General features: G+C 63.5%; 12 protein-coding genes and 6 tRNA genes. 3 read left to right on the top strand and 15 right to left on the bottom strand.

Annotated elements, in window-relative coordinates; translation table 11 throughout:
* Positions 1-27: 27 nt before the first annotated feature.
* The 3 genes from ABOC32_RS24460 to leuC all read right to left on the bottom strand — a co-directional run bounded on the left by ABOC32_RS24460 (position 28) and on the right by leuC (position 3,026).
* Complete coding sequence (locus ABOC32_RS24460; RefSeq protein WP_426809207.1) at positions 28-792, bottom strand: class I SAM-dependent methyltransferase; 765 nt, start codon at positions 790-792, stop codon at positions 28-30.
* 159 nt (positions 793-951) lie between these two features.
* Positions 952-1,596: a 3-isopropylmalate dehydratase small subunit gene (gene leuD / locus ABOC32_RS24465; protein WP_016500869.1), complete on the bottom strand. Its 645-nt coding sequence runs from the start codon at positions 1,594-1,596 to the stop codon at positions 952-954.
* Complete coding sequence (gene leuC / locus ABOC32_RS24470; RefSeq protein WP_426809208.1) at positions 1,593-3,026, bottom strand: 3-isopropylmalate dehydratase large subunit; 1,434 nt, start codon at positions 3,024-3,026, stop codon at positions 1,593-1,595. The genes leuD and leuC overlap by 4 nt, the downstream gene beginning before the upstream one ends.
* Before the next feature lie 131 nt (positions 3,027-3,157).
* On the opposite strand from leuC, the gene ABOC32_RS24475 reads away from it, so the two are divergent.
* On the top strand, positions 3,158-4,036 hold the full coding sequence (locus ABOC32_RS24475) for a LysR family transcriptional regulator (protein ID WP_426809209.1): 879 nt from the start codon (positions 3,158-3,160) through the stop codon (positions 4,034-4,036).
* A 61-nt stretch (positions 4,037-4,097) separates the two neighbouring features.
* Complete coding sequence (locus ABOC32_RS24480) at positions 4,098-7,394, top strand: PAS domain S-box protein (protein ID WP_426809210.1); 3,297 nt, start codon at positions 4,098-4,100, stop codon at positions 7,392-7,394.
* Between the two features lie 198 nt (positions 7,395-7,592).
* Here ABOC32_RS24480 and ABOC32_RS24485 read toward each other — a convergent pair whose 3' ends face one another.
* The 12 genes from ABOC32_RS24485 to gltX all read right to left on the bottom strand — a co-directional run bounded on the left by ABOC32_RS24485 (position 7,593) and on the right by gltX (position 13,965).
* Positions 7,593-8,036 (bottom strand): Hsp20 family protein, encoded by a 444-nt coding sequence (locus tag ABOC32_RS24485; RefSeq protein ID WP_019473804.1) that lies wholly within the window; start codon positions 8,034-8,036, stop codon positions 7,593-7,595.
* A 235-nt stretch (positions 8,037-8,271) separates the two neighbouring features.
* Positions 8,272-9,243: a tRNA dihydrouridine synthase gene (locus tag ABOC32_RS24490; protein ID WP_426809211.1), complete on the bottom strand. Its 972-nt coding sequence runs from the start codon at positions 9,241-9,243 to the stop codon at positions 8,272-8,274.
* A gap of 51 nt (positions 9,244-9,294) precedes the next feature.
* Complete coding sequence (locus ABOC32_RS24495; RefSeq protein WP_016500875.1) at positions 9,295-9,729, bottom strand: acyl-CoA thioesterase; 435 nt, start codon at positions 9,727-9,729, stop codon at positions 9,295-9,297.
* A 186-nt stretch (positions 9,730-9,915) separates the two neighbouring features.
* Positions 9,916-10,749 (bottom strand): alpha/beta fold hydrolase, encoded by an 834-nt coding sequence (locus tag ABOC32_RS24500; protein WP_043200414.1) that lies wholly within the window; start codon positions 10,747-10,749, stop codon positions 9,916-9,918.
* A 15-nt stretch (positions 10,750-10,764) separates the two neighbouring features.
* A complete protein-coding gene (locus ABOC32_RS24505) occupies positions 10,765-11,304 on the bottom strand; it encodes a TetR/AcrR family transcriptional regulator (protein ID WP_426809212.1) in 540 nt (179 codons plus the stop codon).
* 172 nt (positions 11,305-11,476) lie between these two features.
* Positions 11,477-11,552, bottom strand: a tRNA-Glu gene (locus tag ABOC32_RS24510).
* A 42-nt stretch (positions 11,553-11,594) separates the two neighbouring features.
* A tRNA-Ala gene (locus ABOC32_RS24515) sits at positions 11,595-11,670 on the bottom strand.
* Between the two features lie 62 nt (positions 11,671-11,732).
* Positions 11,733-11,808: transfer RNA gene (locus ABOC32_RS24520), tRNA-Glu, on the bottom strand.
* Between the two features lie 42 nt (positions 11,809-11,850).
* Positions 11,851-11,926 (bottom strand) — tRNA-Ala (locus ABOC32_RS24525).
* A gap of 53 nt (positions 11,927-11,979) precedes the next feature.
* Positions 11,980-12,055 (bottom strand) — tRNA-Glu (locus ABOC32_RS24530).
* Positions 12,056-12,127: 72 nt separating this feature from the next.
* Positions 12,128-12,203, bottom strand: a tRNA-Ala gene (locus tag ABOC32_RS24535).
* A gap of 280 nt (positions 12,204-12,483) precedes the next feature.
* On the bottom strand, positions 12,484-13,965 hold the full coding sequence (gltX, locus tag ABOC32_RS24540) for a glutamate--tRNA ligase (RefSeq protein ID WP_426809213.1): 1,482 nt from the start codon (positions 13,963-13,965) through the stop codon (positions 12,484-12,486).
* A gap of 143 nt (positions 13,966-14,108) precedes the next feature.
* Between gltX and ABOC32_RS24545 the strand changes: the two genes are divergently transcribed.
* Entirely contained in the window at positions 14,109-15,164 is a 1,056-nt protein-coding gene (locus ABOC32_RS24545; protein WP_016500879.1) for an HlyD family secretion protein, read from the top strand.
* Positions 15,165-15,204: the final 40 nt, after the last annotated feature.

The following is a 15,204-nucleotide window of genomic DNA, read 5'->3' on the forward strand; positions in this document are numbered from 1 at the left end:
GGCCAGACGGGCCCCACCGAAAAGTGCTTAACGCTCGGCCCACAACACCAGCACATCGGTGCTGAACGAGCCATCGGCCTCGATCTGGTAATACTGCCGTACTTCTTCACCCATGGCTTGCTGCAATTGGCGGATGGCCACCCGCATCGGCTCGGGGGTGCGCATGCGCTCGACCCAGCTGGTGAACTCCAGGCGCAGCGGCTGGCGCGTATGGCTGCGCACATGCAGGCCAGCTTCGCTGACCTGACGCTGCCATTCGGCTGCGGAGTAATCGCGCACATGGCTGGTGTCGCGCAGCACTTCGACTGTTTGCAGGTAGGTGTCGAGCAGCGGGCTGCCCGGCGACATCACATCGATGAACGCTGCCACGCCGCCTGGCTTGAGCACCCGGCGCACTTCGCGCAGGGCCAGGCCCAGGTCGCTCCAGTGGTGGGCCGAGTAGCGGCTGAAGACGAAGTCGAACGCGGCATCGGCGAACGGCAGGCATTCGGCGGCGCCGCGCTCGGTGGTGATATTGGCCAGGCCGCGCTCGGCGGCGGCGCTGGCGACCACGTCGAGCATGGATTGCGACAGGTCGTAGGCGACCACTTCGGCAACCAGCGGGGCGACGTGGAAACTGACATGACCGGCACCGCAGCCCAGGTCCAGCACGCGGGCATGCGCCTGCCCCGCCAGCTCGGCCTGCAGCAGGGCGAATTCACTCCCTTGGGCGTGCACGGCGCTGCTGAGGTAGGCGCTGGCCTGTTCGCCGAACTGGCGCTGGACCACGTCGGTGTGTTGGGTGCTGGTCATGTCTCAATCCTTTAGATTTTTGTTGCCTTTGCCGGCCCTTTCGCGGGTGAACCCGCTCCCAAAGGATCTCTACAGGTTTCGAATCCGACGCCGTACCTGTGGGAGCGGGTTCACCCGCGAAGAGGCCGGCACAGCCACTGCAAATGCCGGCTACATCAATCAGGCATCCCGGAACAGCCAAGGCTGGCTGGCGCGGTGCTTGCCTTCGAAGGCCTTGATCGCATCGCTGTCCTGCAGGGTCAGGCCGATGTCGTCCAGGCCGTTGAGCAGGCAGTGCTTGCGGAACGCATCGATCTCGAAATGCAGCACCTTGCCATCCGGGCGGGTCACCGCCTGCGCTTGCAGGTCGACGGTCAGCTGGTAGCCCGGGTTGGCTTCGACCTGCTTGAACAACTCGTCCACTTCCTCATCGCTGAGGATGATCGGCAACAGGCCGTTCTTGAAGCTGTTGTTGAAGAAGATGTCGGCAAAGCTCGGCGCAATGATGCTGCGAAAGCCATACTCGTCCAGCGCCCACGGGGCGTGCTCACGGCTGGAGCCGCAACCGAAGTTTTCCCGCGCCAGCAACACGCTGGCACCTTGGTAGCGTTCGTGGTTGAGCACGAAATCCTGGTTGACCGGGCGCTTGCTGTTGTCCTGGTAGGGCTGGCCCACGTCCAGGTAACGCCATTCGTCGAACAGGTTCGGGCCAAAGCCGGTGCGCTTGATCGACTTCAAGAATTGCTTGGGGATGATCTGATCGGTGTCGACGTTGGCACGGTCCAACGGCGCGACGAGGCCAGTGTGCTGGGTAAAGGCTTTCATGCTGCGCTCCCTTGGATCAACTCGCGGACATCGATGAAGTGGCCGGTCACCGCGGCAGCGGCAGCCATGGCCGGGCTGACCAGGTGGGTACGGCCACCGGCGCCCTGACGGCCTTCAAAGTTGCGGTTGGAGGTGGACGCGCAGTGCTCGCCGCTCTCCAGGCGGTCCGGGTTCATCGCCAGGCACATCGAGCAGCCTGGCTCACGCCATTCGAAACCGGCTTCGACGAAGATCTTGTCCAGGCCTTCGCGCTCGGCCTGGGCCTTGACCAGGCCCGAGCCCGGCACGACGATGGCTTGCTTGACGGTAGCGGCTACCTTGCGGCCCTTGGCGATTTCTGCCGCGGCGCGCAGGTCTTCGATACGCGAGTTGGTGCACGAGCCGATGAACACGCGGTCCAGCTGGATATCGGTGATCGCCTGGTTGGCGGTCAGGCCCATGTACTTGAGGGCACGCTCGATAGAACCACGCTTGACCAGGTCGGCTTCGGCAGCCGGGTCCGGTACGCGCTGGTCGACGGCCAGGACCATCTCGGGCGAGGTGCCCCAGCTGACCTGTGGCTTGATATGCGCCGCGTCCAGTTCGACCACGGTGTCGAAGACGGCATCATCGTCCGACACCAGGTCTTTCCACGACTCGACCGCTTGCTTCCACTGCTCGCCCTTCGGCGCATACGGGCGGCCTTCGACATAGGCAACGGTGGTGGCGTCTGTGGCCACCAGGCCTACACGGGCACCGGCTTCGATCGACATGTTGCAGATAGTCATGCGACCTTCCATCGACAATTCGCGGATGGCGCTGCCGGCAAACTCCATGGCGTGGCCGTTGCCACCGGCGGTGCCGATCTTGCCGATCACGGCCAGGACGATGTCCTTGGCGGTAACGCCGGCAGGCAATTGGCCTTCCACGCGCACCAGCATGTTCTTCATCTTCTTGGCGACCAGGCACTGGGTGGCGAGCACGTGCTCGACCTCGGAGGTGCCAATGCCGTGGGCCAGGGCACCGAAGGCGCCGTGGGTGGAGGTGTGCGAGTCACCGCAGACCACGGTCATGCCCGGCAAGGTGGCCCCCTGCTCCGGGCTGATGACGTGGACGATGCCCTGGCGTTCGTCATTCATCTTGAATTCGACGATGCCGTATTCGTCACAGTTTTCGTCGAGGGTCTGCACCTGCAGGCGCGACACCTGGTCGACGATGGCTTCGATACCGCCCTTGCGCTCTGGCGTGGTCGGCACGTTGTGGTCGGGGGTGGCGATGTTGGTGTCGATGCGCCACGGTTTGCGGTTGGCCAGGCGCAGGCCTTCGAAGGCCTGGGGCGACGTCACTTCGTGGATGATGTGGCGGTCGATGTAGATCAAGGACGAGCCGTCATCACGGCGCTTGACCTCATGGGCTTCCCAGAGTTTGTCGTAGAGCGTTTTGCCAGCCATCAGACTGTTCCTCATCAGCGTCTTTCTATGCCAAAGACCCCTTGGCTTGTACGGACGATGCTATGGGGTTAGATTGAATAACTCAAATTCATAATTTTTATGCTTTGGATAACCCAAAGGAATACAACCTCATGGACCTGGCCAACCTCAGCGCCTTTATCGCCATTGCCGAAACCGGCAGCTTTTCCGGGGCGGCCGAACGGCTGTTCCTGACCCAGCCGGCCATCAGCAAACGCATCGCCGGGCTGGAGCAGCAACTGGGTGTAAGGTTGTTCGACCGCCTGGGCCGCGAGGTGACCCTGACCGAAGCCGGGCGCGCCCTGCTGCCACGGGCCTACCAGATCCTCAATGTCCTTGATGATACCCGACGGGCGCTGACCAATCTGACCGGGGCCGTGAGCGGTCGTCTGACCCTGGCCACCAGCCACCACATCGGCCTGCACCGCCTGCCGCCACTGCTGCGGGCGTTCACTCGCCAGTACCCGGCCGTGGCGCTGGATATTCAGTTTCTGGATTCAGAACAGGCCTACGACGAAATTCTGCATGGCCGCGCCGAGATTGCCGTGATCACCCTGGCGCCCGACCCGCACCACCTGATCAAGGCCGTGCCGGTGTGGGACGACGCCCTGGACTTCGTCGCCGCCCCCGAGCACCCGCTGGCCAACAACCACGAAGTCAGCCTGGCGGATGTCGCCCGCCACCCGGCGGTGTTCCCCGGCGGCAATACTTTCACCCACCATATTGTTCAGCGCCTGTTCGAAAGCCAGGGCCTGACGCCGAACATCGCCATGAGCACCAACTACCTGGAAACCATCAAGATGATGGTATCGATCGGCCTGGCCTGGAGCGTATTGCCGCGCACCATGCTCGACGAACAGGTTGCACCCATCGCCTTGCCGGGCATACAGCTGTCGCGCCAGCTAGGCTACATTCTGCATACGGAGCGAACGCTATCGAACGCGGCCAGGGCATTCATGGCCCTGCTCGACAGCCACGCAGGGCCCGCCTGACCGGCCGTCAGCCCGGTACTTCCAATTCAAGGACGCGTCATACGCCAAAGGTCTGGTACCGATGCCCAAATCAGCAAACCGCTTTTTGCGCCTGCCGCGTATCCCAGCGGCCGATCCCCAAGAGTCGGAACAGGCCTGGCAAAATGCCCCACAACTGCTGGCCGCGCTCAACGGCGCGCGCCTGGGGGCTTGGCTATGGGATATCGAAAGCGGCCGGGTCAGCTGGTCACGGGGCACCCAGGCCTTGTTCGGCTTCGATCCGCAGCGGCCTTTGCCCGCCGATGTCGATTACCTCGACTTGCTGCCCGAGGAAGACCGCGCGCGCACGCGCCAGGTATTCCAGGCGGTGTTCAACGGCGAGCCGGTGGAACAGGCCATGCGCCACCGTATTCGCTGGCCGGACGGCAGCCTGCACTGGCTGGAGATCAACGGCAGCCTGACCCACGACCAGCATGGCCGGCCACAAATGATCGGGGTGATCCGCGAAATCACCCGCCAGCGCGAACGGGAAACGGCGCTGATCAACTCGGAAAAGCGCTTCGCCACCCTGTTCCACCTCAGCCCCAACGCCATTCTGCTGACCCGCCGCCACGACGGCATGATCTTTGAGGTCAACCAGCATTTCGAAGACATGTTCGGCTGGCCCGGCAGCCAGGTGATCGGCAAGACCAGCCTGGAGCTGGGCCTGTGGGTCAACCCCGAACAGCGCCACCAGGTGATGGAGTCGACCCGCGCCAGCGGTGGCCCGCTGATCATGGAGGTGCAGTTCCGCGCCAGCAGCGGCAAGGTGCACGACGGCATCCTCTGCACCCAGGGCATTGAGCTTGAGGGCGTCACCTTCCTGATCAGCACCTTTGTCGACACCACCGAACGCAAGCGCGCCGAGCAGGCCCTGAAGGACAGCCAGGAGCGCCTGGACCTGGCCCTGGACTCCGCGCAGCTGGGCACCTGGGATTGGCACATCCCCAGCGGCATGCTCTACGGCTCGGCCCGGGCCGCGCAGCTGCACGGCCTGCCGCCCACCCCCTTTCACGAATCGTTCGATGCGTTTTTCGAGGGCGTGCCGGAACAGGAACGCAACTCGATGCGCCAGGCCTACCGCAGCCTGCGCGAAGGGCCCGCCGGCAATTACCAGATCACCTACCGCGTGCAGCTGGAAAACGGCATTTCACGCTATATCGAAAGCCGCGCACGGTTGTACCGTGACGAGCAGGGCAACCCGCTGCGCATGGCCGGCACCCTGCTCGACATCACCGACCAGGTGGAGCGCGAGCAGCGCCTGAGCGCCTCGGAAGAGAAGTTCGCCAGCCTGTTCCAGGTCAGCCCCGACCCGATCTGCGTCACCCGCCAGGACACCGGCCAGTTCATCGAGATCAACCCGGCGTTCAGCCAGACCTTTGGCTGGGACAGCGGCCAGGTGATCGGCCGCACCGCCGAGGAAATCGGCCTGTGGGCCGAGTCCACCGAGCGTGCGCAACGTATCGAGCGGGTCATCCGCGAGCAGGCCCTGAGCAACGTTGCCGTGGTGGTCAACCACCGCAACGGCGCGCCGTTGACCTGTGTGATCTCCAGCCGACTGATCACCGTCGACGACCAGCCCTGCAGCGTTACCACCTTGCGCGACATCACCCAGCAGCAACGCGCCGAGGCGGCGCTGAAGTCCAGCGAGGAAAAGTTTGCCAAGGCCTTCCACTCCAGCCCCGACGCCATCACCATCACCGAACGCCACAGCGGCCGTTACCTGGAAATCAACGACGGTTTCTGCCGCCTGACCGGCTACAGCGCCGCCGATGTGGTCGGCCACACGGTGTACGAGATCGGTATCTGGGCCGACGACAAGCAGCGCAGCGCGTTGCTGGCCGAATTGCGCGACCGCGGCCGCGTGCATCACCGGGAAATGCTCGGGCGTAACAAGCGCGGCGATATCCTCACCGTGGAAGTCTCTGTCGAGCCGATCACCCTCAACGAAGTCGACTGCCTGCTGTTGACCGCACGCGACGTCAGCCAGCTGAAAAACGCCCAGGCGCAGATACGCCACCTGGCCTACCACGACCCGCTGACCAACCTGCCCAACCGCGCCCTGCTGATGGACCGCCTGAGCCAGCAGATCGCCCTGCTCAAGCGCCACAACCTGCGCGGCGCCCTGCTGTTCCTCGACCTCGACCACTTCAAGCACATCAACGACTCGCTGGGCCACCCGGTTGGCGACACCGTGCTGAAGATCATCACCGCCCGCCTGGAAGCCAGTGTGCGCCTGGAGGACACCGTGGCCCGGCTGGGTGGCGACGAGTTCGTGGTACTGCTCAGCGGCCTGGAGGGCAGCCGTGAGCTGGTGGAAGAAAAAGTGCGCGAACTGGCCGACACCCTGCGCGAGCTGCTGGCCGAACCGATGTCGCTGGATGGCCAGCGCCTGCAGGTAACACCCAGCATCGGCGTGGCGCTGATCCCCGACCACGGCACCACCCCGGCCGACCTGCTCAAGCGTGCCGATATCGCCCTGTACCGGGCCAAGGACTCCGGGCGCAACACCACCCAGCTGTTCCACACCACCATGCAGAAGGCCGCCAGCGAGCGCCTGCGCATGGAAAACGACCTGCGCCTTGCCCTGGCCCGTGGCGAACTGGCGCTGCACTTTCAGCCGCAGGTGGATGCCCGCGACAACCGTATCGTCGGCGCCGAGGTGCTGCTGCGCTGGCACCACCCGCAACTGGGCCAGCAGCCGCCCGCGCAGTTCATTCAGGTGCTGGAAGAAAGCGGCCTGATCCTGGAAGTTGGCAGCTGGATCCTTGACGAAGCCTGCGATGCTTGCGCACGCATGCTGACCGACGGGCTGATCGACGCGGATGATTTCAGCCTGTGCGTGAACATCAGCCCACGGCAGTTCCGCCAGAACAACTTTGTCGAGCGCGTGCTGCGCAGCCTGGACGACTACCGGCTGCCTCGGCACATGCTCAAGCTGGAGATCACCGAAGGCATCGTCATCCAGAACCTGGAAGACACCATCAGCAAGATGCGCGAACTGAAGCGTTACGGGGTGAGTTTTGCCATGGATGACTTTGGCACTGGCTATTCGTCGCTGACTTACCTGAAGCGCCTGCCGGTCGATGCGCTGAAGATCGACCAGACCTTCGTGCGCGATGCACCGATCGACCCCAACGATGCGGAAATCGTCCGCGCCATTGTCGCCATGGCCCGCAGCCTGGACCTGGCAGTGATTGCCGAGGGGGTGGAGCTGACCGAGCAACTTGAGTTTCTGGAGCAACTGGGCTGCCACCTGTACCAGGGTTACCTGCACAGCCGGCCGTTGCCGTTGCCGGAATTTCGCAAGATGCTGCTGGAGGCGCCGGCAGACTACTGATCGCATGACTGGTGCAATCCTTGTAGGAGCGGCCTTGTGTCGCGATGGGCTGCAACGCAGCCCCGGCGATCTGTGCTGGAGCGGAGATTTTGGGGCTGCTTTGCAGCCCATCGCGACACACGGCCGCTCCTACAAGGGACCGCGTGAGGGGCACAAAAAAGGGCACCCCTGGGGGTGCCCTTCTTCATTGCGGCGCGATCAGTTCAGCGCTGGTTTGTCGCCATTGATCGGGATGCGCTTGGCCTTGGCTTCTTCAGGCACGATGCGCAGCAGGTCAATGCTGAGCAGGCCATTGGCCAGGCCGGCGGCTTTCACTTCGATATGGTCGGCCAGGCGGAACGACAGCTTGAAGGCGCGTTGCGCGATACCCTGATGCAGGTAGGTCACTTCAGCGGCGCCATTGTCGCGCTTGCCACCGGTGACGGTCAGGACACCTTTCTCGACCTGCAGGTCGAGGTCCTGTTCCTGGAAACCGGCTGCGGCAACCACGATGCGGTAGTGGTCCTCGCCATGCTTTTCCACGTTGTAGGGCGGGTAGCTGCTACCGGCCTCATTGCGTGCCGCGGATTCGAACAGGTCGTTGAAACGGTCGAAACCAACGGAATGGCGGAACAGTGGTGCAAGAGAGAAAGCGGTAGTCATGGTCATAAACTCCTGAGATTCAGCAAGTAAGTCATTACGCGACCCGACTTCGGCATCGCGTACTCAAGAGATATGGCCGGGGGAAAGGCTTTCAAGGGGGAATCCGAAAAAACCTGATTTTTTTCCACTGGGCCTGAAGGCCTCTTCGCGGGTAAACCCGCTCCCACAGGTACTGCACAAGCTTCAGCGCCTGTGGGATCTCTGTGGGAGCGGGTTCACCCGCGAAGAGGCCGGATCAGGCTACACAGGCTTCCAGAGCTTGAGCCTCAACCCCCAGCAACCGACTGATCCGCGCACAGTCATCTTCCCGGCGCAACTCGGCAAACAACAGCACCGCCTCGGGGTAACTGCGGGTCAGCATTGCCAGCCACTGCTTCATGCGCCCCGGCGCATAACGCGGCGACAGCTTGGCCTGGGCCTGGCGCCAGAACTCGCGCAACAACGGCAGCAGGTCGTCCCAGCTCATCGGCTGATAGTCCCGCCCGTCACGCGCGGCGGCAATCTGCAGGCCCAGGTCGGGGCGCGATACCAGCCCACGGCCCAGCATGATGTCTTCGGCCCCACTGACTTCACGGCAGCGCCGCCAGTCATCGACGGTCCAGATTTCGCCATTGGCGAACACCGGCACCTTGACCACATCCTGCACCCGCGCCACCCACTCCCAGTGCGCCGGCGGCTTGTAGCCCTCGACCTTGGTCCGCGCATGCACCACCAGGTGCGCCGAGCCACCTTCTGCCAACGCCGTGGCGCAGTCCAGCGCGCCGTCCGGGCTGTCGAAGCCCAGGCGCATCTTCGAGGTGACCGGGATATGCGCCGGCACCGCGCGGCGCACTTCGCGCACGATGGCGTGCAGCAGCTCTGGCTCCTTGAGCAGCACGGCACCACCCCGTGACTTGTTCACGGTCTTGGCCGGGCAGCCGAAATTCAGGTCGATCACCGGCGCGCCCAGCTCACAGGCCAACGCCGCGTTTTCGGCCAGGCAGACCGGATCGGACCCCAGCAACTGCACGCGCATGGGCACGCCGGCAGCCGTACGCGCGCCCTGACGCAGCTCAGGCGCGAGCTTGTCGAACGAAGAGGCTGGCAGCAGGCGGTCGCACACGCGAATGAACTCGGTGACGCACCAATCGATGCCGCCCACTCGGGTCAGGACGTCGCGCAGGATGTTGTCGACCAGCCCCTCCATGGGGGCCAGGGCAATTTGCATGTTGGGGTCTCGGCGGGAAAAGGCGGCAGTCTAACAAAAAATGCCGCCCGCTCAGGCACCGATCAGCGCCGGGCCGTAACCTTCGACGAATTCTGCCGGCATGCGCTTGGGCTTGCCACTGGACAGCTCGATGCAGGCAAAGGTGGTTTGCGCGCGCAGCAGGGTTACGCCGTCACGCGGGCGCTTGAGCTGGAAGCGCCGGGTCATGCGCAGGCGCTGGTCCCAGTCGATGATCCAGGTGGCCAGTTGCAGTTCATCGTCCTCGTAGGCAGCGGCCAGATAGTCGATTTCGTGGCGCACCACCGCCATCGCCCGGTCCAGGCGCCGATACTCGGCCAGATCCAGGCCCAGGCGCTGGGAGTGGCGCCAGGCGCAACGTTCCAGCCAGGTGACGTAGACCGCGTTGTTGGCGTGGCCGAGGCCGTCGATGTCCTCGCTGCCGACGCGCAGGTCGATGACGAAGGGTGTTGCCAGGTCCCAGCTCATGTTCGCTTCCTTGGCGGAAAAGAAGAATTTAGCCGCGACCTGCGGAGAAAAGTCCAGCCCTTGCATAGGATTTACCGGCCTCATCGCCGGCAAGCCAGCTCCCACAGGTACGGCGCAATACTTGAGTCAGTCGCCGTATCTGTGGGAGCTGGCTTGCCGGCGATGAGGCCGGTACAGGCATTACCATCAGGCGCTTTGCCGCGCCGGTGCGGCTGCGCGGGCCAGCAATTCGAGCACGGCTTCACTCACGCGAGGATCGGACAGCACCCGCTGGTGCCCACCCTCCTCCAGCAGCATCAGGCGGCTATCGAACCAGGCCTTGTGAATAACCTGGGCTTCATCGGCGGCCACCAGGGCATCATCGGCGGCATGCACAACCAACCCCGGCAGCTCCAGCTGGTAACCGGTCACATCCAGCCGTGCGATCTGCATGCCCACATCTCGCTCCACCTGCCGAATGAACGCCGCCCGCGCACGCGCCGGCATCCCCAGGTGATGCGCAAAACCGCGCAGCACGCCCAGCAGCCGCGCCGGGGCAGCAATGCTGACTGCCGCCTCTGTGCGCAGCCCCATCTGCAAGGCCAGCAGCACACTGGCACCGCCCATGGAATGGCCAATCACCGCACGCAGCGGCGGCAGCTCGGCAGCGGCCTCCAGCAGCGCCCGGGCGAACAGCACCACATTGGCCTGCTCGCCAGGCGAACGGCCATGGCCCGGCCCCTCCAGCGACACCACGGTGTGCCCGGCCTGGACCAAGGTTTCGATCAAGGCGGCAAACTGGGTCGGGCGGCCTTCCCAGCCATGCATCAGCAGCACGGTCGGCCCCTTGCCCCAGCGCAAGGCAGACAAGCCGAAACGCAGGGTAATGCGCTCGGCGCTGGCCAGCACGGGCAGCTCCCAATCCCGAGGCGGCAGATTGCGCGGGGTCATGAAGGCACGGCGCATCTTGCCCGCGACATGCTCGGGGGCCAGGCGGCCCAGGGTGCCATTGACACCACGAATCCAGCTCAGGGTAGTCATCGCCATGCTCCAGGGTTAAAGCACCGCCGATTTGGCGGCGCGCAGAATTCGGTCAGACAGCTCGCTGGTACCCAAGGCACGGGCCAGGGCAAGGCCGCCGACCATGAGCGCCAGGTCGGCCAGGGCCTTGTCGGCATCTTCGGGGCGATCGACCATGGCAGCCGTCATCAGCTCGATGTGCTCGGCCAATACTTCACGGAAGACCTCCGGCAGGCGTTGCATCTCGCCCAGCGAGTTGGGCAACGGGCAGGCGTGCACTTCGGCATCCCGGTGTTTGCGCGACAGGTAGAAGGCACTGGCCAGCGCCCGTCGCCCTTCACCATCAAGGCTCGGGTCGATCTGGGCGAGCAAGGCGCGGCGCTCACCCAACAGCTGGCGGAACGCTTCGAGCATCAGCTCGTCCTTGCTGTCGAAGTGGGCATAGAAACCGCCGACGGTCAGCCCTGCTGCGCCCATCACCTGGCTGACGCTGGGCTCGGCCGGGCCGTGCTGGATCAGCGCACTGCGTGCCGCTTCCAGAATGCGCTCGCGGGTTCTGCTCTTCTTGTCGCTCATCGGGCACTCGCCAATCAAAATATGATGATCGAAATATTATCCATATCATATTTTTTGGCAAGCGAAATTTCGCGCCGCTTGTCAGCTGCGAAATGTTTGGAAGTGAGAAAAAACAAAAGGCCCATTCAATAAGCGAATGAGCCTTTAAAGTCCCGCAAAACGCGGGTAAATATGGCGTCCCCTAGGGGACTCGAACCCCTGTTACCGCCGTGAAAGGGCGGTGTCCTAGGCCACTAGACGAAGGGGACGTAACCTTCGCGAAGATTCACTTGCGTGAACCCTGGCAGAAATGGTGGAGCTAAGCGGGATCGAACCGCTGACCTCCTGCATGCCATGCAGGCGCTCTCCCAGCTGAGCTATAGCCCCGAAACAAAAGGCTCATCAATAATCGACGAGCCTTTTTAAGCCCTGCAAAACGCAGGAAAAAGTGGCGTCCCCTAGGGGACTCGAACCCCTGTTACCGCCGTGAAAGGGCGGTGTCCTAGGCCACTAGACGAAGGGGACGTAACCTTCGTGCCGATCCGCTAACGCGAACCGCGGCAAAATTGGTGGAGCTAAGCGGGATCGAACCGCTGACCTCCTGCATGCCATGCAGGCGCTCTCCCAGCTGAGCTATAGCCCCGGATTTCTAGCCTCGCGGCCCAGCGACATAATGAAACATCGCTTGTGTAAAACTGGCGTCCCCTAGGGGACTCGAACCCCTGTTACCGCCGTGAAAGGGCGGTGTCCTAGGCCACTAGACGAAGGGGACGAACCTTCTTACCTTCAAGACCCGGTTGCTGGACCCGGTCTTGCTTATCAGCCGTGGCTGACAAGCGGAATTTGGTGGAGCTAAGCGGGATCGAACCGCTGACCTCCTGCATGCCATGCAGGCGCTCTCCCAGCTGAGCTATAGCCCCACAATGTCGCTTTGAACCGAATCGCTGGCTGGGTGGCTGGCGTTTCGTTTCGTTCATCGCTGTGGACGGGGCGCATATTAAGATCGGATTGCAGGGCTGTCAAACGAAATTTTGAAAATATTCAAAAGTTTTTTCACAGATAACAATCACTTACCGCCCTGCCCCAGTTTTTCCGGGTTTAGCTGGACCTGTGGGAGCGGGCGTGCCCGCGAATGCGATGGTAGATCAAACACCGCATTCACGGGCACGCCCGCTCCCACAGGTTAGGTGCAAAGCTGAATCAGGCGATGGAGGCCAGCAGCTTTTCCCACTCTTTGTTTTCTTTCTTCGACACGCCACCCAGCAGGTCCAAGGCCTGGCGCAGGCGGTAGCGGGTCAGGTCGGGGCCGAGGATTTCCATGGCGTCCAGTACCGACACCGAGCTGGCCTGGCCAGTAATGGCGGCGAACATCAGCGGCATGGCATCACGCAACTTCAGCTCCAGGGCCTCGACCACGGCCTGGATGCAGCCGGTGATGCGCTCTTTTTCCCACTGGCGCAGGCTTTCAAGCTTCCACAGGATCAGCTGGATCACCTGGCGCACCTGGTCGGCCGACAGTTTTTTGCTTTCGAACAACTTGGCATCCAGCTTCAGCGCGCCTTCGAAGAAGAACCCGCCCAGCGGGGCAACCTGGCTGAAAGTCTCGACCCGGCCCTGCACGTGCGGGGCAATCTTCATCATGTAGTCGCTGTTGAACGCCCATTTCTGCAAGCGCGCGGCGAATTCTTCCACCGGCAGCTCGCGCAGCCACTGGCCGTTGAGCCACGACAGCTTCTCGATGTCGAAAATCGGGCCACCCAGGGAGATACGCGACAGGTCGAAGTGCTCGACCATTTCGGCCAGGGAGAACTTCTCGCGCTCGTCCGGCATCGACCAGCCCATGCGGCCCAGGTAGTTGAGCATCGCCTCGGGCATGAAGCCCATGCGCTCGTAGAAGGTCACCGAGGTCGGGTTCTTGCGCTTGGACAGCTTGCTCTTGTCCGGGTTACGCAGCAGCGGCATGTAGCACAGCTTGGGCTGCTCCCAGCCGAAGTATTCGTACAGCTTGATCAGCTTGGGCGCCGACGGCAGCCACTCTTCGCCACGCAGGACGTGGGTGATGCCCATCAGGTGGTCGTCGACCACGTTGGCCAGGAAGTACGTCGGCAGGCCGTCGTTCTTCATCAGCACCTGCATGTCCATGCGGTCCCACGGGATTTCAACGTCGCCGCGCAGCATGTCCGGGACCACGCACATGCCTTCGCTCGGCACCTTCATGCGGATCACGTGTGGCTCGCCAGCGTCCAGGCGACGCTGTACTTCCTCGGCGCTCAACAGCAATGCGCGGCCGTCATAGCGCGGGGTTTCGCCGCGGGCTTGCTGTTCGGCACGCATCTGATCCAGCTCTTCAGCGGTGCAGAAGCAGTAGAAGGCGTGGCCGGCATCAACCAGCTCCTTGGCGTATTTGGCGTAGATCTCGCCACGCTCGCTCTGCCGGTACGGGCCGTGCGGGCCGCCCACATCCGGGCCTTCGTTCCATTCGATGCCAAGCCAGCGCAGGGCGTCGAAGATCTGCTGTTCCGACTCGCGCGTGGAGCGCAGCTGGTCGGTGTCTTCGATGCGCAGGATGAACTCACCGCCGTGCTGCTTGGCAAAGCAGTAGTTGAACAGGGCGATGTAGGCAGTGCCGACATGGGGGTCGCCGGTAGGCGATGGCGCGATACGCGTGCGTACGGTGGTCATGGAAGGTCTCGAACTGAAGATGAAACAAAGGCGGGATGTTAGCAGGAGGCAGGCACCGGGCTCCAGCAATGGCGCGAACGTCACTTGTCGACAGGCCCTGCTGCGCTGTTAAATTTGCTTACATTTCTGGAACGATAGTCCCCATGCCTGCCCAACTCAAACGCCGCCTGGCGATCTTCTTCACCCTGGTGGCCATCATCGCCCTCGCCTTCCTGGCCCACTGGTACTTCAAGGGCCGCTTCTACGAGAGCACCGACAACGCCTACGTTCAGGGCGAGATCACCCGTATCTCCAGCCAGCTGGGCGCGCGCATCGACGCGGTGCCGGTCGAGGACAACCAGCACGTCAACAAAGGCGACCTGCTGGTACGCCTGGAAGCGGCAGACTTCGACCTGGCGGTTGACCGCGCCCGCGCCACCCTGGCCACCCGCGAAGCAGAATATGCGCAGGCGCAAAGCCGCCTGACCCAGCAAGGTAGCCTGATCGCCGCCGGGCAGGCTCAGGTGGCAGCCAACCAGGCCACGTTCGACCGTTCCCGGGTGGACCTGAGCCGTGCCGAAAAGCTGCGCAAGCCAGGCTTCATCTCCGAGGAGCGGGTCACCACCCTGTCGGCAGACAGCCATGTTGCCGGCTCTCAGGTCGACAAGGCCCGCGCCGACCTGCAAAGCCAGCGCCAGCAGGTCAACGCCCTGAACGCTGACCTCAAACGCCTCGATGCACAAATCGCCAATGCCCGCGCCGACCTTGCCCAGGCCGAACTGAACCTGACCCGCTGCGAAATCCGCGCGCCGATCAGCGGCACCATCGGCCAGCGCAATGCGCGTAATGGCCAGGTGGTGCAGGCCGGCGCCTACCTGCTGTCGATCGTGCCCGACGAAGACATCTGGGTGCAGGCCAACTTCAAGGAAACCCAGATCGGCCACATGCAACCTGGCCAACGCGCCGAGCTGCTGTTCGACAGCTACCCGGACACCCCCATCGAAGGCCGGGTAAACAGTGTGTTCGCGGCCTCGGGGGCGCAGTTCAGCCTGCTGCCACCCGACAACGCCACCGGCAACTTCACCAAGGTGGTGCAGCGCATCCCGGTCAAGCTCACCTTCAGCGCCGACAACCCGCTGCATGGGCGCATCCGCCCCGGTATGTCAGTGACCGCCACCATCGACCTGCGCAGCGAAAGCGAAGGCCACGATGGCCGGTGACCAACTGCTCCGGCCCAGCGCCGAGCCCACCCGGCGCGAC

The organism is Pseudomonas sp. WOUb67 (assembly GCF_050058005.1).
GTDB lineage: Bacteria > Pseudomonadota > Gammaproteobacteria > Pseudomonadales > Pseudomonadaceae > Aquipseudomonas > Aquipseudomonas putida_R.